The following is a 17770-nucleotide window of genomic DNA, read 5'->3' on the forward strand; positions in this document are numbered from 1 at the left end:
CCCGGAAATCGGCGCCCTTTTGGGGTCGATATTCCGTTCTGAAAAGACGTGAGAAGGTTCACCAGAAACCCTGCCTCTTGGTCTGTTGCGCATTATGTGCGTAAGGCAAATGTAAGCGGTAGCAACTGGCCTTAGTCAAGTCACATTGATGGGGCCAGTTTGTGAACGCGGTCCGGTCAGGTGGATTTCGCCGCCCATGTTCTAAGAAAATGCGCGTCATACAGCGGCATCGGCATGACTTCGTCGCCGATGATTGTCGTCGCGGGTGATAAATGTCGCACGTTGCTTAATCGCGTCGCACATTTTTCACCTACGCCCAGTCCACCCGTGACAGGGCAACGTGCAATGATGTCGTCTGCAATCATTTGTTCGGTAAGCGGATCAAAGGTCGAATTTCGGCCGGACCCCGCGCAATTGATCACAAAGCCTGTGTCATAGCTGGACACATTGCCAGCGCGGTCCGTCGTCAAAACGCGCGCGCCATTTTCCGTCGTCTCAATCGCGCTGACACGTCCGCTGATCGTGCGCGTTGCGCCTTGATCCAGGAGGCGTTGAAAATCGAGGATCGTGTCACGCGTCCCGCCTCTGAACCAATGAAACAAGGTGCGCGGGACAAGGCGGGCTTCGTCGATGTCGGGTAGGAAAGTCGATAACGGATTGTCGATAAAATAGGCGCGGAACCCCGCCCGAATTTCGCGCATTTGATCACCTGCGGCGCGGGCCGTTTGCATCGCTTGCCAAACGTCATCCAAGAAATCCTGCGCGGTTTTGTGTCCCGACTTTAGTTTCGGTTGCGTCAAATAACGCGGCATGCGGGGGATCAAGGGGGCGGGAATAGAACCGTCTGATGAACAGGCGACAAACCGTAATTTGTCTTCAGCGACAACGGATTGGCACAACCGTAACGCATCCAGCATCGTGGCATTTGACCCAACGCAGAAAATCTCGGCACCTGCTTTGATGTGCTCTGCAATGCGGGCTTCGTTTCCGAAAAGGCTAGGGGCGCAGAACGGCCCGTCGTCCCCTTGCAGCCGTTGTGTTGATGGGCCGCCGGGGGCGATATCGACATAATCGGCTGTATATTCCGCGCCAGAATTGGTTGTGATTGTGATGGCGCCATCCACTTCGGCAATCGACACAGCCGTTTCTGCGACGAAATTGATGGTCACATCTTTGGCGCGTAAATCCGCGAAAACACGCGCCACGCGCTGTTCCATGTAATCGCCGTAGAAAGCCCGCGGAATGTTCAAGCCAAAGGTGTCCCCGCTTGCCAACAGCGGTGCTGCGGCCGCGATCCAATCCGGCCGGCGTCCTTCCATTTTGCCGCGGATCACGTCCCAATTCTGCGTGATCCATGCCGCAAAATCCGGATCAATGTCGTCTGCAGGCGAATTCAGCAGATAGGCATAGCGCCACTGCGTCTCTGCATCGTCGGCAGCATAGGCAACACCGCGCCCAAAGGCATGCACGTTCGGGCTGATGATGGTCAGGATCGATCCGTTTGGAAGATCACTCGTTTCAACAAACGCAGCTGCCGTAATACCATCACCCACAACAATCCGGTGAGAGGGACGGGTCAAAGGCGCGGCGTCGTTCATGTGGTGATGTCTCCGGTAAGCAGGCCGTGTATGTGCACGAATATGGGGCGAAAGACCACCCAAAAGACGCGATTTAGCCGCACACACCGCCAATCACATACACGTCATGCAGCCCTTGCATGCGCGGGGGGATGGCATAGGTTTCACAGCACACCGATACAGGCCACAAACCCAAGGATCACCATGACCCGATTGTTCGCCACTGCACTTGCGCTTTTGCTACCACTTGCCGCGACGGCCGAAGAGGCCGTCACCACGTTTACACTTGATAACGGGATGGATGTTGTTGTGATCGAAGATCACCGCGCCCCTGTTGTCACGCATATGGTGTGGTACAAAACCGGATCGGCAGATGAACCCGTCGGCGCTTCCGGCGTGGCCCATTTCTTGGAACATCTGCTGTTCAAAGGCACAGACGTGCTGGAACCGGGCGAATTTTCGGCAACTGTTGCGGCCAATGGCGGCACGGATAATGCTTTTACCAGCTATGACTACACCGCCTATTTCCAACGCATCGCCGCTGATCGGTTAGAGCTGATGATGCAGATGGAAAGCAACCGGATGAACAATCTGGCGATAACCGAAGCCGATATCGAAACCGAACGGCAGGTCGTGCTGGAAGAACGGAACCAGCGGACTGAAAACAGTGCGGGTGCCTTGGCCCGCGAACAATTCACCGCTGCTTTGTATCAAAACCACCGTTACGGCGTGCCGATCATCGGGTGGAAGCACGAAATGGAAGACTTGTCGCTGCAAGATGCGCTCGACTTCTATGACCTCTATTATTCCCCGAACAACGCGATCCTGATCGTCGCTGGCGACGTTTATCCGGACGAGGTTCGCGCATTGGCCGAAACCTATTACGGTGTGATCCCGGCTGAACCTGACCTGCCGGAACGCATTCGTCCCGAAGAACCACCGCAGCGCGCCGAACGTCGGATCACCTATGTCGATCCACGTGTTTCGCAGCCCTATCTCGCACGCAGCTATCTGGCCCCCGAACGCGATGCGGGCGCACAAGAAGAAGCCGCCGCTTTGGTCTATCTGTCTGAATTGCTTGGCGGATCGTCGTTTACATCCGTGCTGGGCACAGCCCTGCAGTTTGAAACGCAAAAAGCCGTTTACACAGGCACAGGTTACAGCGGGTCGTCGCTGGACGACACGTCCTTCGGCATTTCAGTCGCCCCTGCAGAAGGCGTCAGCCTGTCGGAAGTCGAAGCCGCAATGGACGACGCCATCGCCGCATTCCTCGACGCCCCGATTAGCGAAGATCGCATGGAAAGCATCCGCACACAGTTGCGCGCCTCAGAGATTTACGCGCTTGATGACGTCGGCGGCATTGCACGGCGCTACGGCGCGGGTCTGACACAGGGTCTTACCGTCCAAGACATCCAAGATTGGCCCGAAATCTTGCAAAACGTAACCGCCGAAGACGTCAAAGCGGTCGCTGCAAAAGTCCTGAATCGGGACCAAGCCGTGACCGGTTGGGTCGTGTCCAGCCAAGAGGAGGCGCGCTAATGTTCCGCTTTATTATCACGGCCGCATTTGCCGTTACCGCGTCTGTCGCCACCGCCGCCGTGGATATCAAAACGATCACGTCAGACGGCGGGATCAATGCGTGGGTCGTCGAAGAACCGTCGATCCCGTTTGTCGCGCTCGAAATCCGTATCCGTGGTGGTGCATCGCTCGACGTCGAAGGGAAACGCGGCGCTGTGAACCTGATGATGGGCCTGCTGGAAGAAGGGTCAGGCGACATGACCGCGCAGGAATTCCAAGCGAAGCGTGAAAGCCTTGCGGCATCGTTTGGCTACCGCGCCTATGACGACACAATTTCACTTTCCGCTAAATTCCTGACCGAAAATCAAGAGGACGCACTGGCCCTGTTCAAGCAGTCATTGGTCAGCCCAACATTTGACCAAGACGCCATTGATCGTGTGCGCGCACAGGTCATTTCCGGCATCAACAGCGATGCCAAAAACCCCAACCGGATTGCGGGGGCTTTCTTTGACGAAGCCGCTTTTGGCGACCACCCCTATGGCAGCAGCATGGACGGGACTATTGAAAGTGTGACCGCGCTGACCCGTGACGACATGTTCGACGCCCACCGCAATGTCCTGACACGTGACCGGTTGTTCGTATCTGTCGTGGGTGATGTGACGGCGGACGCGGTTGGTCCAATGCTTGATGATTTGCTGGGGTCTCTGCCTGACGAAGGGCCGGCGTTACCCGATGACGTTGATTTTGGTCTCGCGGGTGGTGTCACAGTGATCGACTATGAAACACCGCAATCCGTCGCCTTGTTTGGCCATGCTGGCATCGAGCGAGACGACGACGATTTCTTTGCCGCATACATCATGAACCAGATCCTTGGTGCAGGCGGTTTTGAATCGCGCCTGATGAACGAAGTCCGCGAAAAGCGCGGCCTGACCTACGGGATCAGCACGTTCCTCGTGCCGAAATTCCACGCCGAAATGATGCTGGGGCAGGTTGCTTCTGCAAATGAAACCATCGCCGAGGCAATCGAAGTCACGCGCAATGAATGGGCGCGCATGGCGGACGAAGGCGTCACAACCGAGGAACTGGAAACCGCGAAAACCTTTCTGACGGGCGAATACCCGCTGCGGTTCGACGGTAACGGTGAAATCGCCGACATCATGGTCGGAATGCAAATGATCGGCCTGCCGCCCGAGTATGTCATCAACCGCAACGATTACATCGAAGCCGTGACCTTGGACGACATTAACGGTGTCGCGGACGAATTGCTCGATCCAGAGGCGCTTCATTTTGTCGTTGTGGGCCAACCCGAAGGCCTAACAACAACTGAATAAACGCCATTTACCTTCGCGGATTTTTCCGTGGATAACTCTGGCGGGCACCTCGTAGAATCAACGCGGGCCATGCTACACCTTGTGGCATGGCCCATATTGACCCCCAGATAAAGCCGCAGCCCGTTATCCGACAGCTGGATGATGCTGCAATCAACCGCATCGCCGCAGGCGAGGTGCTGGAACGTCCGGCCTCTGCCGTGAAAGAATTGGTCGAGAACGCTGTTGATGCGGGTGCCACGCGCATTGAGGTCGTGATCGCCGATGGTGGCAAAACCCTGATCCGCGTCACCGACGATGGCTGCGGGATCGCGGCACATGATCTACCGCTTGCTTTATCGCGTCATGCCACGTCGAAAATAGACGGCTCCGATCTGCTGAACATCCATTCCTTCGGGTTTCGGGGCGAGGCGTTGCCGTCGCTCGGTGCGGTTGGCCGTCTAACCATCACATCCCGCGTGCCGCCTGAAACCGCCGCCCGTATCGCGGTGGCTGGCGGCGTGACAGAACCAGTCGCACCCGCCGCACTGAACAACGGCACCGCCGTTGAATTGCGAGACATGTTCTACGCGACACCCGCCCGCCTGAAATTCCTCCGGACCGATAGGGCAGAGGCGCAAGCCGTCGGCGACGTCATCAAACGTCTCGCGATGTCCGAACCGTTCATCACCTTCATCCTGCGGGATGCGTCCGGCGGTGATCAACGCACCACATTCCGCGCTGACGCGGAAACAGGCGATCTATTCGACGCACTGCATGGGCGGCTACGGTCCGTCCTCGGCCGCGAATTCGCCGAAAACGCCATTGCGATTGATGCGGAACGAGGCGGTTTCCACCTGACGGGGTACGCGGCCCTGCCGACCTATTCGCGTGGTGCGGCCATCGCGCAATTCTTGTTCGTCAACGGGCGGCCCGTCCGCGATAAAATGCTGCTTGGTGCGTTGCGTGCCGCTTATATGGACGTGCTATCGCGTGACCGTCATCCGGTCGCTGCGTTGTTCGTCGATTGCGACCCGACGCTCGTCGACGTCAACGTGCACCCCGCGAAATCAGAGGTCCGTTTCCGCGATCCCGGCGCTGTGCGCGGCTTGATTGTGTCTGGCCTACGTCACGCGCTCGCTGGGGCAGGGCATCGCGCGTCGACAACTGTCGCAGGGGCCACCTTGGGTGCGATGCAGCCCGAACAGGTCGAACCCCGCGTCTACCAAATGGACCGCCCGTCTTTCAGCGCACGGTCCATGACGTTCCAAGCGCAAGCGCCACAACCGATGGCGGGGTTCGCCGAACCATCCGCGCGGTTCGAACCAGTGGAAGAGGTCGCGACACCAGTTCGCCAAGACCTACCGCTTGGCGCTGCGCGCGCGCAGGTACACGAAAACTACATCATCGCACAGACCGAAACCGGCATGGTCATTGTCGATCAACACGCTGCGCACGAACGGCTGGTCTATGAAAAACTGAAGACGCAAATGGCGGAAAACGGGGTCGCGGCGCAGGCGCTTCTGATCCCCGAGATTATCGAATTTTCCGACAACGAGGTCGCGACCCTACTGGGCTTTGCCGAAGAGCTGACCAAGATGGGCCTCACTATTGAGGCTTTCGGCGGCAACGCCATCGCCGTGCGCGAAACGCCGGCAATCTTAGGCGAAATCAATGCGGGTAAACTGCTGCGCGATATCTTGGACGAACTCACCGATCAGGGCGACAGCACGCAGCTCAAATCGCGTATTGATGCCATCCTGTCCCGTGTGTCATGTCATGGCTCTATCCGGTCAGGCCGCCGTATGCAGGCCGACGAAATGAACGCCCTGCTGCGCGAAATGGAGGCGACGCCCATGTCGGGGCAATGCAACCACGGCAGACCGACATATGTGGAGTTAAAGCTCAGTGATATTGAACGTCTGTTTGGTCGCACATGATTGAAATCGCAGGACAAAGTTACGCATTTGATGACCCTCGGGTGATCGCTGCGATCATTGGTATATTGATCATTGTTGCCGTGCTGTGGTTGCTAATTTCCTCAGCGCGTAAGGCCACGCAATCCACGTTGCTTGTGCAAGATGTGGCGGCCCATATCGGGCGTTTGTCCTACGATGTGAACGCGCTCGCACAGGGGCAAAGCCAGCTGTCCGGCAATATCCAAACCGTCAGCGATGCACAGGCAAACGCGCAGGTCCGTGTGATCCAAACAATGGAAACACGGTTGGCAGAGGTACAAACGCAGGTCGCTGATCGTTTGGCCGAAAATGCGCGGCGCTCCGCGATGAGCCTGACTGAAATGCAAGAACGGATGAAAGAATCCCTTGCCGGATCATCCGAAAAAACGACCGAAAACCTCGCGAAGTTACAGGAACGGCTCGCGACCATCGACAAGGCCCAGACCAATATCGAAAAATTGTCCGGCGACGTTTTGTCATTGCAAGATATCCTGTCGAACAAACAACGGCGCGGCATGTTTGGCGAAATCCAACTGACCGACATCGTGTCAAAAGCGCTACCGTCCGACGCCTACGCCCTGCAAGCGACCCTATCGAACGGGAAACGCGCGGATTGCCTTGTGCATCTGCCGAACCCTCCGGGCCCCATCGTCATCGACGCGAAATTCCCGTTTGAAGCCTACGAAGCCTATGCCGCCGCCGAAACCAAACCGCAGCAGGAAGCAGCGCTGCGTGACCTCGGCAACGCGGTGAAGGTACACATCAAAGCGATCTCGGAAAAGTATATCATCGAAGGCGAAACCGCCGACGGCGCGATCATGTTCCTACCATCAGAGGCGGTCTATGCAGAACTGCACGCGCGTCTGCCACAAGTCGTCCGCGAAGGCTTCAACGCCCGCGTTTGGATTGTGTCGCCGACGACCTGCATGGCGACGCTGAACACGATGCGGGCGATCCTGAAAGATGCGCGGATGCGCGAACAGGCAGGCGAAATCCGCAAGGCGTTGCGTCACCTGCACCGCGATGTGGAAATCATCGGTGAAAAGGCAAGCAAACTGGAAACCCATCTGCGCCAAGCGGGCGACGACGTGGCTGGTGTGCTGACGGCCGCAACCCGCGCTGGCAAACGCGCGGACAGGTTGGACAACTTTGACTTCGAAGAATTGGCTCCAGACGCTGATCCAAAGGTGGTTCCTCTTGCGCCGCCCGATCCCTAGGGCCATTGTGCACGTAACGCTTGTAAAGGAACAGTCGCTATGATCCGTTTGATGTCCGCCGCATTGGCAACCGCGACGCTTGTCGCATGCACAGATGGACAGGCTTTGCCGGAACGGATTGATGTGCCGGCCCAAGCCAGCCGCACCTACGCAGAGCTTTTCCAAGACCAGCCATTTGACACCGCATCTATCAGCGTAGTTGCGACAGAACGAGGCCGATTTGGCCGCGATATCCTGCGGACGTTCGAATTGCGGCCTTGTCAGAACGGCGCACACGTCTGCGGCACACGCACGGGATCGGTGCAACAAACACCGGATTACTACGTGGTCACTGGGGCTTATCCGGGCCGCACATTCCACCTGTCACCGGGCGGCGACGGATATATGCAATCAGCGGCAGGCACTGCTGTTGTTGCTTGGAACTAAGGCTTAAATACCGACGAAACGCTGGGCCAGCCGCGGCAAGAACCCGTTGAATTTCAACGGTGCGTCGCTTGCGGCAAGGCAGATACAGTCCATTCCGTCTTCGGCAACAGGCGTGTGATGCAGGTCTTCGTTCGCGACCTCGATATCACCTTTGCCAAAGCGGTCATGTTCGTCCTTGAACGCGCCCTGCAAAACAAGCGTCAGCTCCGTGCCGCGATGCCCGTGATCCGGAACAGCGGTGCCCGCAGGGATGCGCAGCAACCGGACCGATGCGTCTTTGGATGTCTTCAACACCGCTTGACTGACGCCGCCGCCAATTTTGCGCCATTTCACGTCGTCGATATTGCCCGATATGTATTCTTGCAGCGGCGTTGGGAAAATGCTGCTGGTCCGCGGGGTAGACACGTTGACCGGCGCGTCTGGTTTCGCGCTGATCTTTGCCATGACCGCAGCTAGACTGTCTTCGGCCATGTCCACAGCATCCACGCTTTCCACCACAGCACCACCCACAGCGTCAAAGCTGGCAAGACGCGCGCGGCATTCGTCGCAAAGTGAGATATGCGTCGCCACAACCACGTTGAAGGCTTCTGGCAAAGCACCAGCAGAATAACCCATCAACAGGTCATCCGTGAGGTGATGTTTAATCGTCGTCGTCATTACGTGTCCGTTCATCCTATGGCGTGGCGCAGGCGGTCCAGCGCTAGCCGTATACGTGATTTGATAGTGCCCAAAGGCAAGCCTGTTTGGGCGGCAATTTCGCTATGCGTCAATTCGCCATAGTAAGCTTTTTCGATCAAAAGCCGTTGTTTGTCTGGCAGGTCCGCGATGGCCTTGCCTAAAATTTCTGTTTCTTGCTGAAGCGCGATGGCGTCAGCCTGATCAGGGTCCGCTTCGGGTCCCCATGGTAGGTCTTCGGGTTCCACCCGCCGCTGTTTGCGCAACAGGTCGATTTTGCGGTTCCGCGCAATTGTAAAGATCCACGTCGACACGCTGGCCTTGGCTGGATCAAACAAATGCGCTTTGCGCCAAAGTGTGACCATGACTTCCTGTGCGCATTCTTCGGCCATGTCCGCGCTGGCGCCCGACTTCATCAAGAACGATTTCACCCGCGGGCCAAAATGGGCGAACAATTCGGCGAATGCCGCTTTGTCTTGTTGATCACGCACTGCGATCAATTGCGGCACCCAAGCTGCGCGTTTTGCGGCCTTTTCGTCTTGCACTTGTCTCGCTTTCGTCCTGATCGTCCGCGCAGAAACGACGGGCGTCGCCGCCGCAATAACTGCATCGTCAGGTTTGGCCGAGGGGGTGATCGTGGTCAACATATGATTGTTACGACGGCACGTTCAGTTTGGATCACAGGTCGGGACAATTTTTTCGCAGTCTCTTTTGGACAGTATAATTGGACCGTCTTTGCGTTATGGTCGTCCGAAGTCGCACGAAAGTCTGCGGGTCAACTGAAACTCATCCAGTTGCGCATTCGTGTCGTACTAAGACAAAGAAAACCCGCCGGGAGCACTATACACCAATGCCATTTGAAACTTCGACGACCACGCCACGGAAAATTGCCGTCATCGGCGCTGGCATTTCCGGAATGGGCGCGGCCCATGCGCTTGCGAAAAATCATCAAGTTGTCTTGTTCGAAGCGGAAAACCGGCTTGGCGGGCATGCGCGATCTAAAATGGCTGGCAGGCAAGGGGATCAGGCCGTTGATACGGGCTTCATCGTGTTCAACTACGCCAATTACCCAAATCTGACCGCGCTGTTTGACCACCTCGAAGTGCCCGTTGTGAAGAGCAACATGAGCTTTGGCGCGTCCTTTGGTGGCGGGCGCATGGAATACGGGCTGGCCAGCGCCAACGCGTTGTTTGCCACGCGATCCAACATCGTGAACCCGAAATTCCTGCGCATGGTGCGCGACATCCTGAAGTTCAACAATGACGGGCTTGAGGCATCAAAGGAAGAAGGCCTAACCATCGGTGGTCTTCTCGTGAAGCTTGGTTTGTCCGACTATTTCGCTGACCATTATCTGCTGCCATTTTCAGGCGCGATTTGGTCGACACCCAAAGAAAAGATCATGGATTTCCCTGCGAAAACGATGATCCAGTTTTTCGACAATCACGCATTGATGTCCGCCAACGGGCAGCATCAATGGTACACGGTTGAAGGCGGCAGTCAGGAATACGTGCGTCGTTTGGGGGCGTCTATGTTCTCGCGCGGGGTGGAAGTCCGTCTTGCATCGCCGATGCACGCTGTTCGCCGTTCGCCCGTAGGCGTCGATGTGAAGGTCGTGGGGGGCGACTGGGAACACTTTGACGAAATCGTCTTTGCCACCCATTCCGACGACACGCTTGCCATGCTGTCAGACGCGACAGAGATGGAGCAAAAGACGCTTGGCGCGGTGAAATACCAGCCGAACAAGGTCGTTTTGCATTCAGACACCAACATCATGCCAAAGCGCCGCCAGACGTGGTCGTCGTGGATTTATTCCGAAGAAGCCGGTAAAACATCCGACCAGATCGACCTGACCTACTGGATGAATTCGCTGCAGCCGTGGCTGACTGAAGATCCGCTGATGGTGACTTTAAATACAACCCGTCAGATTGACGAAAGCCTGATCTGGGACGAGGTCACATTGCGCCACCCGGTCTATGATCTGGCCGCAATCGAAGCACAGAAACAAGCCGTCGCAATGAACGGATCAAACCGCACATGGTTCTGTGGGGCATGGATGAAGAATGGGTTCCACGAAGACGGGCTTGCCTCTGCTTACGACGTCGTCACGGCGCTGAACGCGATTGACCGCGCTCAGATCGCTGCAGAGTGACACGTATCGATCATATCGCAGGCGAAACCTACCATGGCAGGCGGGGCGCGGTGAAAAATGCGTTTCGCTATTCCATCGACTACGTGCTGATGGATGCCGACGCGGCGGTAAAGGGCCCTGCGCTGTTTGCACGCAATGGCGCGAACCTGATGTCGTTGCAAGACAGCGACCATGGCGGAAAACCCAAGGCAGGCATTGGCGCAGATTGGGTGCGCGATGTGTTGGCGGCGCATAAGATTGAACTGACCGGACGCATCGACCTGCTCGCGCAGCCACGGCTGTTGGGGCATGTGTTCAATCCGGTGTCCTTTTGGCTGTGCCACGACGCGACAGGCGCCTTGCGGGTCGTGATCGCGGAAGTGTCCAACACCTTTGGTCAACGCCATTCCTACCTGTGCCATCACGACGACATGCGTGAAATCACGAAAGACGAAACGCTGTCAGCGACCAAGATTTTCCACGTGTCCCCGTTTCAGCCAATTGAAGGCGGCTACACCTTCCGGTTCGATATTACCGATGATCACGTCCATATCGTCATCGACTACACGCGGGGCAACGGCGGGTTGATCGCAACGCTCAAAGGCGATCGCAAACCGCTGACCAATGCATCCATCCTGAAATCGGCCATCCGCCGCCCGTTTGGATCGCGCCGCGTGCTGGCGTTGATCCATTGGCAAGCGGTCAAACTGTGGTGGAAAAAAGCGACCTTTCGATCTTGCCCCGAACCGCTCGACCACGACATCAGCCAATGACCCGTCTGCCCGCCTACAGCCTGTTTGCTGCCGTAATCAACGCGGCTGGCCTGCCGATCTATATCTACGCACCGAAGCTCTACGTCGATAACTACGGCGTAACGCTGGCTGCGCTTGGCACGATGCTATTCGCGCTGCGGCTGTTCGACGTGATCCAAGATCCGGTGCTGGGCTGGATCAGCGAACGCCTTGGCCGTGCCCGCCCCATCGCCGTCGCCTTTGCAGGTGCTGTCCTTGCGATTTCTATGATCGGGCTGTTAGCTGTCACGCCACCGATTGCGCCACTCTACTGGTTCGGCCTCACACTGCTTGGGCTGTTCTCTGCTTTCTCTTTCCTCACCATCAATTTCTACGCGCAAGGCATCGCGAAGGCAGGCGATGATCCCAAAGGTCACGTTAAACTCGCGGCGTGGCGGGAAACGGGCGCGTTGCTGGGTATCTGTGTTGCTGCCGTCGCACCAACGGTTCTGATGGGCTACAGCTTCGACGCATTCACGGCATTTGCTTGGGGTTTTGCAGCCGCGACGGTCGCGGCGATCTTGTGGATGTGGCCCGAATGGTCGGGACGTGTGCAAACCGAACCAACGCCGATTCGCACGATCTGGAACGATGCACAGGCGCGGCGCCTGTTGTTGTTGGCGCTCGTCAACGCAACGCCGCTTGCGGTCTCGTCCACGCTCTTTCTGTTCTATGTGGAAAGCGCGCTGGGCGCCGTCGGTTGGGAAGGCGCGCTGCTTGTGCTGTTCTTCCTTGCCGCCGCGTGTTCATCGCCGCTGTGGTCAAAACTGGCGGGGCGATACGGCGAAAAGCCTGTTCTGCTGGCGGCGATGAGCCTCGCAATCATTTCTTTTGGATATACTTACACTTTAAGCACCGGCGATGTGATCCCTTTCGCGATTGTCTGCGTACTATCAGGAGCGAGCATAGGTGCGGACCTCACATTGCTCCCTGCCATGTTCGCAAAACGAATGAGTGTGATCGCCCCGAACGGTGGCCAAGGCTTTGGGCTGTGGTCGTTGGTCAGCAAATTTACGTTGGCTTTCGCAGCAGTGGTTCTGCTGCCGTTGTTGGAAGGTGCGGGGTTCCAATCGGGTGGGCAAAACCAACCTGACGCGGCGATCAAGACGCTAGTGGTGCTTTATGCGCTGGTGCCGTCTACATTGAAACTGGTGGCAATCGCCTTGTTGGCGGCTACCAAACTGGAGGATTAAACGATGTCGTTTCTTCCCTACGTTCTAATCGGTGCGGGCCTCGTGTTGGCGGCCATGGTCCTGAAATCGCGCTACGTTTCATTTTGGGCGCAAAAGCCCGAAGACTATGCTGGTCATGGACCACAGTTCGACATTCGCGAAACCCTGAACGGGCCGATTGTCTGCGAAGGCATGATTTACGGGCCAACGGGCAAGGTCACATCGCGTTTCACTGCGGACTTTGTGGCGTCTTGGGACGGCAATGTGGGCGTGATGAAAGAGGTATTTCATTACGACAGCGGCAACGTCCAGAACCGCGAATGGAAACTGACCTTGGGCAACGACGGCGCGATCAAGGCGGAAGCCCCTGATCTTGTGGGTGCCGGACATGGGCAACAAAAGGGATCGGCGGTTTTGCTCAACTATCGGATCAAACTGTCCGAAGAGGCTGGCGGTCATGTTTTAGATACGACAGACTGGATGTATCTGATGGCGAACGGATCAATAATGAATCGGTCCCAGTTTCGTAAGTTTGGCATAAAGGTCGCGGAACTTGTCGCGACGATGCGTCCCGCAGATGGCGCACGACAAATGATTGCAGGAGAATAAGACGTGAGTGAGTGGCAGGGAAAACGGTATTGGCTGGTTGGCGCAAGCGAAGGGCTCGGGCGGGCCGTCGCACATAAATTAAGTGCAGCGGGCGCCGAGGTCATCGTCTCTGCCAGATCCGAAGATCGGCTAAAGTCACTTGTCGAAGAACTGCCTAGCAAAGCGTCCTATGTCACCGTCGATGTGTCAGACCGCGACGCGGTCGAAGCGGCGGCAAATCAAATCGGCGATATCGACGGCGTTGTCTATTTGGCTGGCGTTTATTGGCCGATGAAATCTGGCGAATGGGACAACGAAAAAGCCGACATGATGGGCGAAATCAACTACCTCGGCGCATCACGTGTCGTAGGCTCGGTTGTGAAAAACATGATGGCACGTGGCGCTGGGCACATCGTGCTGACCGGCTCTTTGTCAGGCTTTCGTGGTCAAGCAGGTGCAATCGGTTATTCGGCGTCAAAGGCGGGCGTTATGGCGTTGGCCGAAAGCATGCACGCGGATCTGCACAAAACGGGTGTGCGGGTCCAACTTGTGAACCCCGGTTTCATCAAAACGCGCCTGACGGAAAAGAACGACTTCCACATGCCGTTTATCATGACGCCGGAAGAAGCCGCCGACGAAGTCTTCGATCACATGAACACCGACGGGTTCAAGAAAAGCTTCCCGCTCGTGTTTTCATGGATCTTCCGCGGGTCACAGTTCCTACCCGATTGGATATATTATCGTCTCTTTGGAGCGAAATAGGGCAAAAGATCACGAAACTAGCCATAATCGCGTCTTATTTACGGATCATTAACTAAGGGTGACGATTCTCGTCGCTGCATTGGGGAATGATGACATGACGCTACTTCGCAAGATTTCGAACGCCATTGGCTGTGCTGCAATTGCTTTGGCTTTGCCAATGTATGCAGGTGCGACCGGGCCGGTTGACGCGATTGTGGCTACAGATTTCGTAAGCTCCGGACGTGTCGTAAATCACGTGCCTGACATGTCGAAAGCAGATCAAGCTCAAGGGCGTGCCGCGATTTGGGCGCTGACAACGCAAAGCCATGCGCCTGCATGTGCAGACGACGATGCGTGTTTCGGCACATTCCAGACGGGCGCGCAGTAGCGCGCGAAACCCGTCGGCATTTGCCCATCTTAGCTGATGTTTTCGACAAACGTGGCTTTCGCACGCCCCCAGACACCCTGACCCAGATCATCTAGTCCCATCAGGTGCGGCAACAGCTGCCCTGCGAAATCTTCGCTACTTTCGCGCGGTAACAGTGACGGCAGGTTATCAATCGCCATCACATCCAACGGTGGATCGTCGTGCACGCGCAGGTTTGGGGCAGCCCAAGTCGTCGCTTGGTCATAGACTTTGATCGGTGAAAAATCGCTGTCCGGATCGCAGGCAATATCGCCAATCACCGTCAGTTTGCGATCATCAGTTGGTGTGGTCGCCGGGACAAACACGGGTGTGCCGGGACGGGCCAAAATGCAATTCAGGAAAATATCGTGCTGCAGGACTTCTGGGAACGGTCCGCCGCTTGCCGTTTCGGCCATGTCCCAACCGACAACACGCAGGCCCAACGCATGACACAAATCGGCAGCACCTGTCCCGACACGCCCCAGCGCCCCAATGATCAACGTCGATGGGGTGTGACCCGCAAGGGCCGTCTTGATCCGGCCCTGTAAATCTTGCGCATCCTTGACGCCCTGCACATCAGCCTGAACGCCGCCATCTTGTTGCGCGGCCCATGCCAGCAACGACATCGCAGCACCCGCATAGCCTGCCCAATACCCAAACGCGGCGATCCGGCGACCGTCGGGATCAACAAGATATTCCAGATCAAAAAGCGTACCACCACCCGCCTGAAACCGATCAAGCAGGACGCGACCGCTTGGCTGGCCCTTATAGGCATGACCAAACATGATGTGGCGATGACGCAGGGGCGTGCCGTCTTCGGGCAATTCTTTCAGGCCAAAGATGATCGCGTCATCAGGCGCGTCAGGCCAACTGCCTGCGGCGGCGGTCGCGCACCCTGCGGTTACATATTCAGCGGTTGGGATGCAGCGATCATCGCTGTCCTCGACGGTGATCTCAAAACCGGCCGCAATCATCTGTGCAGCACCATCAGGCGTTAGCCCAACGCGTGTTTCATGGGCGCGTGGTTCTGCGCGCAGCCAAATATGGGTCATAACATGCCTTTCGCGATGACGGCCTGAACGGACGGGCGGGTTTTCATCATATCGACGAAGGCGGACAGCTTTGGATAGGCTGCAAGATCAACACCGTCACCAGGCACCCAAGACAGCACCATAAACAGGTAAGGATCAGCAAGGCTAAAGTCCTTGGTCACAAACGGATCAAGCGTCAGCATCTCTTCAAGATATGCGCATGACGCGGCCATGGTTTCAGAGACCTTTGCGGTCATATCATCAAAACTGGACTGCTGATCGGCCCAGCGGTGGCCCCGCATTTTATGGGCGTGGTTCACATGCATCGTCGACGCCAGATAGAACATCACTTCGCGCATCCGCGCTGTCGCCATCGGCGTGTCAGGGATCAACTGACCGCTTGTTTCCGCGATGAATTCAAGGATTGCACCGGTTTCGGTTAATGTCCCAGCACCTGTGACCAAGGCCGGCACACGGCCTTTAGGGTTCACGCTCAGATACGGTTCTTTCGCCTGTGCACCGCTTGCGAAATCGACGGCAACCGCGTCGTAGGCAAGACCCACTTCCTCAAGCGTAATTGCCACAGCGATTGATATCGTTTTGGGGGCGTAGTGTAGCGTCAACATGGGCGGTCCAATCAATAATGGGTGCGGGCAGTCAATCGGTCAGCGTGATCCAAATGCGGGGAGCTGTTAAAGGTGGACACCAGCGGCCCATGATCCGTCACGTGAATGCGATGCACCGACGTGTTCAGGATCGGCAACGCGATGCGGGCCATTTGCGGAATATCCAGACCAAGGATGCTGGACACCGACTGGGCAATGATCCCGCCAGACGTGACACATAAAATCCGACGACCGGGTTGTGCGGCCATATCCATCACGGCCTGCACGCGATCGGTAAAATCTTGATAAGTCTCGGTTCCCTTGATGTGGCCGTCTTTCCATGCGGACAGTGTCGCGGGGAAATGGGTCACGAAATCCTCGGGCGATGTGCGGGTGGTTTCGGGCTGGTGGGCGGCCATTTCGTCGGTCAGATCGTAATAGGCGATCTCGTTCAGCCGCTCGTCTACGGTCACGTCAGTAAACCCCATACCGGCGGCTGTTTCTTTCTGACGGCGCAGCGATCCGCTGAAGATGGCGTCAAAGGGACCATCATGCGCGTGGATCCATTCACCCAGCCATTTGGCCTGCTGGTGGCCCAATTCCGACAGTTTATCGTAGTCGATTTCATTGTCCGCAGCAGAGTTCGCCTGCCCGTGCCGCACCAGTGTAATTTCGCCCATAACAATCCCTTTTTGTCGCAGGGCCAGAGGTAGGGGGTCTGACCCAACTTGGCAATGTGTGTGGTGACCTTAGGCTTTGGTGTCAGGGTAGGGGCGCACGAAAACCCATTTATCTCCTTCAGACAGGTCCGGATCAAAGGCGTATCCGCCCGTCGTGAAATCCTTCACTTGTTCGGCGTCGGTGGCACGTTCTTCGGTCAGAAAACGGGCCATGGCACCGCGTGCGCGTTTTGCAAAGAACGACACGATGCGGGGCTTGTCGTCTTTCACTTCCATGAATTGAGGGGTGATGACGCGCAGCTTCAGCGCCTTGCGGTCGGCAGCCCCGAAATATTCCTGCGACGCGCAATTGACCAACGTGTCGGTGTCCAACGCATCCGCCTGCGCATTCAGCGCCTTTGCGATATCGTCACCCCAGTAATCGTACAACGACTTGCCGCGCCGCGTTTTCAAACGGCTACCCATTTCCAGACGGTACGGTTGGATCGCATCCAGTGGGCGCAACAACCCGTACAGACCGGACAAAATTCGCAAATGATCTTGGGCCCAATTCAGATCGTCGGGTTCCAGCGTTTTCGCCTCTAACCCCTGATATGTATCGCCGTTGAAGGCCAATGCAGCAGGCTTTGTCATGTCCTGCGTAGGCTCTGCCGCGAAGTCGCGAAAACGTTCGCGATTCAGGCGGGCCAAGTCGTCAGAGATGCTCATCAGATCGCGCAATCCGCCCAATGTCAGGTTCTTGGCAGTCTTGGATAACCGCACGGCGTCCGCCTGAAAATCCGGTTGCGTGGCCCTAATGTCGACGGGATCCATGTCCAATGATTTAGCGGGCGAAATGACGGTTAACATGGCGCATGGTCCTCTGGCAGCGGGCGTTGGCGTAGATGTATCACGCAGGTTCGCGTTGACCAGTCCACCGGTTCATTTCGGCCCGCGTTGCAATTTACGTT

Annotated in this window: 18 protein-coding genes; 11 read left to right on the forward strand and 7 right to left on the reverse strand. The window is 56.8% G+C overall.

Annotated features, from left to right (window positions below):
* Positions 1–176: 176 nt before the first annotated feature.
* A complete protein-coding gene (locus AC0L7R_RS03390) occupies positions 177–1598 on the reverse strand; it encodes an FAD/NAD(P)-binding protein (RefSeq protein ID WP_473658784.1) in 1422 nt (473 codons plus the stop codon).
* A gap of 183 nt (positions 1599–1781) precedes the next feature.
* Here AC0L7R_RS03390 and AC0L7R_RS03395 point away from each other — a divergent pair, with 183 nt between their 5' ends.
* The 5 genes from AC0L7R_RS03395 (at position 1782) to AC0L7R_RS03415 (ending at position 8003) form a co-directional block, all read left to right on the forward strand.
* Positions 1782–3116, forward strand: a complete 1335-nt coding sequence (locus tag AC0L7R_RS03395) for an insulinase family protein (RefSeq protein ID WP_473658785.1) — start codon at positions 1782–1784, stop codon at positions 3114–3116.
* Positions 3116–4426 (forward strand): insulinase family protein, encoded by a 1311-nt coding sequence (locus AC0L7R_RS03400; protein WP_473658787.1) that lies wholly within the window; start codon positions 3116–3118, stop codon positions 4424–4426. Before AC0L7R_RS03395 ends, AC0L7R_RS03400 begins: the two co-directional genes overlap by 1 nt.
* A gap of 86 nt (positions 4427–4512) precedes the next feature.
* The gene (gene mutL, locus AC0L7R_RS03405) at positions 4513–6342 is read left to right on the forward strand and encodes a DNA mismatch repair endonuclease MutL (protein WP_473658789.1); all 1830 of its coding nucleotides are present in this window, start codon (positions 4513–4515) and stop codon (positions 6340–6342) included.
* Positions 6339–7577, forward strand: a complete 1239-nt coding sequence (locus AC0L7R_RS03410; RefSeq protein ID WP_348108459.1) for a DNA recombination protein RmuC — start codon at positions 6339–6341, stop codon at positions 7575–7577. The genes mutL and AC0L7R_RS03410 overlap by 4 nt, the downstream gene beginning before the upstream one ends.
* A 39-nt stretch (positions 7578–7616) precedes the next feature.
* Positions 7617–8003 (forward strand): hypothetical protein, encoded by a 387-nt coding sequence (locus AC0L7R_RS03415; RefSeq protein WP_473658791.1) that lies wholly within the window; start codon positions 7617–7619, stop codon positions 8001–8003.
* Between the two features lie 3 nt (positions 8004–8006).
* Here the strand turns inward: AC0L7R_RS03415 and AC0L7R_RS03420 are convergent, their stop codons facing one another.
* The gene (locus AC0L7R_RS03420) at positions 8007–8660 is read right to left on the reverse strand and encodes a ChrR family anti-sigma-E factor (protein WP_473658793.1); all 654 of its coding nucleotides are present in this window, start codon (positions 8658–8660) and stop codon (positions 8007–8009) included.
* Between the two features lie 11 nt (positions 8661–8671).
* A complete protein-coding gene (locus AC0L7R_RS03425) occupies positions 8672–9325 on the reverse strand; it encodes a sigma-70 family RNA polymerase sigma factor (protein WP_348108457.1) in 654 nt (217 codons plus the stop codon).
* A gap of 203 nt (positions 9326–9528) precedes the next feature.
* On the opposite strand from AC0L7R_RS03425, the gene AC0L7R_RS03430 reads away from it, so the two are divergent.
* The 6 genes from AC0L7R_RS03430 (at position 9529) to AC0L7R_RS03455 (ending at position 14486) form a co-directional block, all read left to right on the forward strand.
* Positions 9529–10827, forward strand: coding sequence for an FAD-dependent oxidoreductase (locus tag AC0L7R_RS03430; RefSeq protein ID WP_473658795.1), 1299 nt, complete (start codon positions 9529–9531; stop codon positions 10825–10827).
* The gene (locus tag AC0L7R_RS03435) at positions 10824–11579 is read left to right on the forward strand and encodes a DUF1365 family protein (protein ID WP_473658797.1); all 756 of its coding nucleotides are present in this window, start codon (positions 10824–10826) and stop codon (positions 11577–11579) included. Before AC0L7R_RS03430 ends, AC0L7R_RS03435 begins: the two co-directional genes overlap by 4 nt.
* Positions 11576–12790, forward strand: a complete 1215-nt coding sequence (locus AC0L7R_RS03440) for an MFS transporter (protein WP_473658799.1) — start codon at positions 11576–11578, stop codon at positions 12788–12790. Before AC0L7R_RS03435 ends, AC0L7R_RS03440 begins: the two co-directional genes overlap by 4 nt.
* A 3-nt stretch (positions 12791–12793) precedes the next feature.
* The gene (locus AC0L7R_RS03445; protein ID WP_473658801.1) at positions 12794–13378 is read left to right on the forward strand and encodes a DUF3833 family protein; all 585 of its coding nucleotides are present in this window, start codon (positions 12794–12796) and stop codon (positions 13376–13378) included.
* A 3-nt stretch (positions 13379–13381) separates the two neighbouring features.
* Positions 13382–14119, forward strand: coding sequence for an SDR family NAD(P)-dependent oxidoreductase (locus AC0L7R_RS03450; RefSeq protein WP_473658803.1), 738 nt, complete (start codon positions 13382–13384; stop codon positions 14117–14119).
* A gap of 94 nt (positions 14120–14213) precedes the next feature.
* Complete coding sequence (locus AC0L7R_RS03455) at positions 14214–14486, forward strand: hypothetical protein (protein ID WP_247129193.1); 273 nt, start codon at positions 14214–14216, stop codon at positions 14484–14486.
* 29 nt (positions 14487–14515) lie between these two features.
* On the opposite strand, the gene AC0L7R_RS03460 is transcribed toward AC0L7R_RS03455, so the two are convergent.
* From AC0L7R_RS03460 to yaaA, 4 genes are all read right to left on the reverse strand, one after another.
* Entirely contained in the window at positions 14516–15556 is a 1041-nt protein-coding gene (locus tag AC0L7R_RS03460; RefSeq protein ID WP_473658805.1) for a saccharopine dehydrogenase, read from the reverse strand.
* Positions 15553–16161 carry a glutathione S-transferase N-terminal domain-containing protein gene (locus tag AC0L7R_RS03465; RefSeq protein WP_473658807.1) on the reverse strand — a complete coding sequence of 203 codons (609 nt, stop codon included), beginning with the start codon at positions 16159–16161 and terminating at the stop codon, positions 15553–15555. The genes AC0L7R_RS03460 and AC0L7R_RS03465 overlap by 4 nt, the downstream gene beginning before the upstream one ends.
* Positions 16162–16172: 11 nt before the next feature.
* The gene (locus AC0L7R_RS03470; RefSeq protein ID WP_473658809.1) at positions 16173–16820 is read right to left on the reverse strand and encodes a histidine phosphatase family protein; all 648 of its coding nucleotides are present in this window, start codon (positions 16818–16820) and stop codon (positions 16173–16175) included.
* A 69-nt stretch (positions 16821–16889) separates the two neighbouring features.
* The gene (gene yaaA, locus AC0L7R_RS03475) at positions 16890–17669 is read right to left on the reverse strand and encodes a peroxide stress protein YaaA (RefSeq protein ID WP_473658811.1); all 780 of its coding nucleotides are present in this window, start codon (positions 17667–17669) and stop codon (positions 16890–16892) included.
* Positions 17670–17770: the final 101 nt, after the last annotated feature.

The organism is Yoonia sp. D2-7, from assembly GCF_055809435.1.

Excerpts from the sequence above, each read along its gene's own strand:
- AC0L7R_RS03390 (WP_473658784.1), bottom strand. The coding sequence starts at position 1,598 with ATGAACGACGCCGCGCCTTTGACCCGTCCCTCTCACCGGATTGTTGTG.
- AC0L7R_RS03395 (WP_473658785.1), top strand. The coding sequence starts at position 1,782 with ATGACCCGATTGTTCGCCACTGCACTTGCGCTTTTGCTACCACTTGCC.
- AC0L7R_RS03400 (WP_473658787.1), top strand. The coding sequence starts at position 3,116 with ATGTTCCGCTTTATTATCACGGCCGCATTTGCCGTTACCGCGTCTGTC.
- mutL (WP_473658789.1), top strand. The coding sequence starts at position 4,513 with ATGGCCCATATTGACCCCCAGATAAAGCCGCAGCCCGTTATCCGACAG.
- AC0L7R_RS03410 (WP_348108459.1), top strand. The coding sequence starts at position 6,339 with ATGATTGAAATCGCAGGACAAAGTTACGCATTTGATGACCCTCGGGTG.
- AC0L7R_RS03415 (WP_473658791.1), top strand. The coding sequence starts at position 7,617 with ATGATCCGTTTGATGTCCGCCGCATTGGCAACCGCGACGCTTGTCGCA.
- AC0L7R_RS03420 (WP_473658793.1), bottom strand. The coding sequence starts at position 8,660 with ATGACGACGACGATTAAACATCACCTCACGGATGACCTGTTGATGGGT.
- AC0L7R_RS03425 (WP_348108457.1), bottom strand. The coding sequence starts at position 9,325 with ATGTTGACCACGATCACCCCCTCGGCCAAACCTGACGATGCAGTTATT.
- AC0L7R_RS03430 (WP_473658795.1), top strand. The coding sequence starts at position 9,529 with ATGCCATTTGAAACTTCGACGACCACGCCACGGAAAATTGCCGTCATC.
- AC0L7R_RS03440 (WP_473658799.1), top strand. The coding sequence starts at position 11,576 with ATGACCCGTCTGCCCGCCTACAGCCTGTTTGCTGCCGTAATCAACGCG.
- AC0L7R_RS03445 (WP_473658801.1), top strand. The coding sequence starts at position 12,794 with ATGTCGTTTCTTCCCTACGTTCTAATCGGTGCGGGCCTCGTGTTGGCG.
- AC0L7R_RS03455 (WP_247129193.1), top strand. The coding sequence starts at position 14,214 with ATGACGCTACTTCGCAAGATTTCGAACGCCATTGGCTGTGCTGCAATT.
- AC0L7R_RS03460 (WP_473658805.1), bottom strand. The coding sequence starts at position 15,556 with ATGACCCATATTTGGCTGCGCGCAGAACCACGCGCCCATGAAACACGC.
- AC0L7R_RS03465 (WP_473658807.1), bottom strand. The coding sequence starts at position 16,161 with ATGTTGACGCTACACTACGCCCCCAAAACGATATCAATCGCTGTGGCA.
- AC0L7R_RS03470 (WP_473658809.1), bottom strand. The coding sequence starts at position 16,820 with ATGGGCGAAATTACACTGGTGCGGCACGGGCAGGCGAACTCTGCTGCG.
- yaaA (WP_473658811.1), bottom strand. The coding sequence starts at position 17,669 with ATGTTAACCGTCATTTCGCCCGCTAAATCATTGGACATGGATCCCGTC.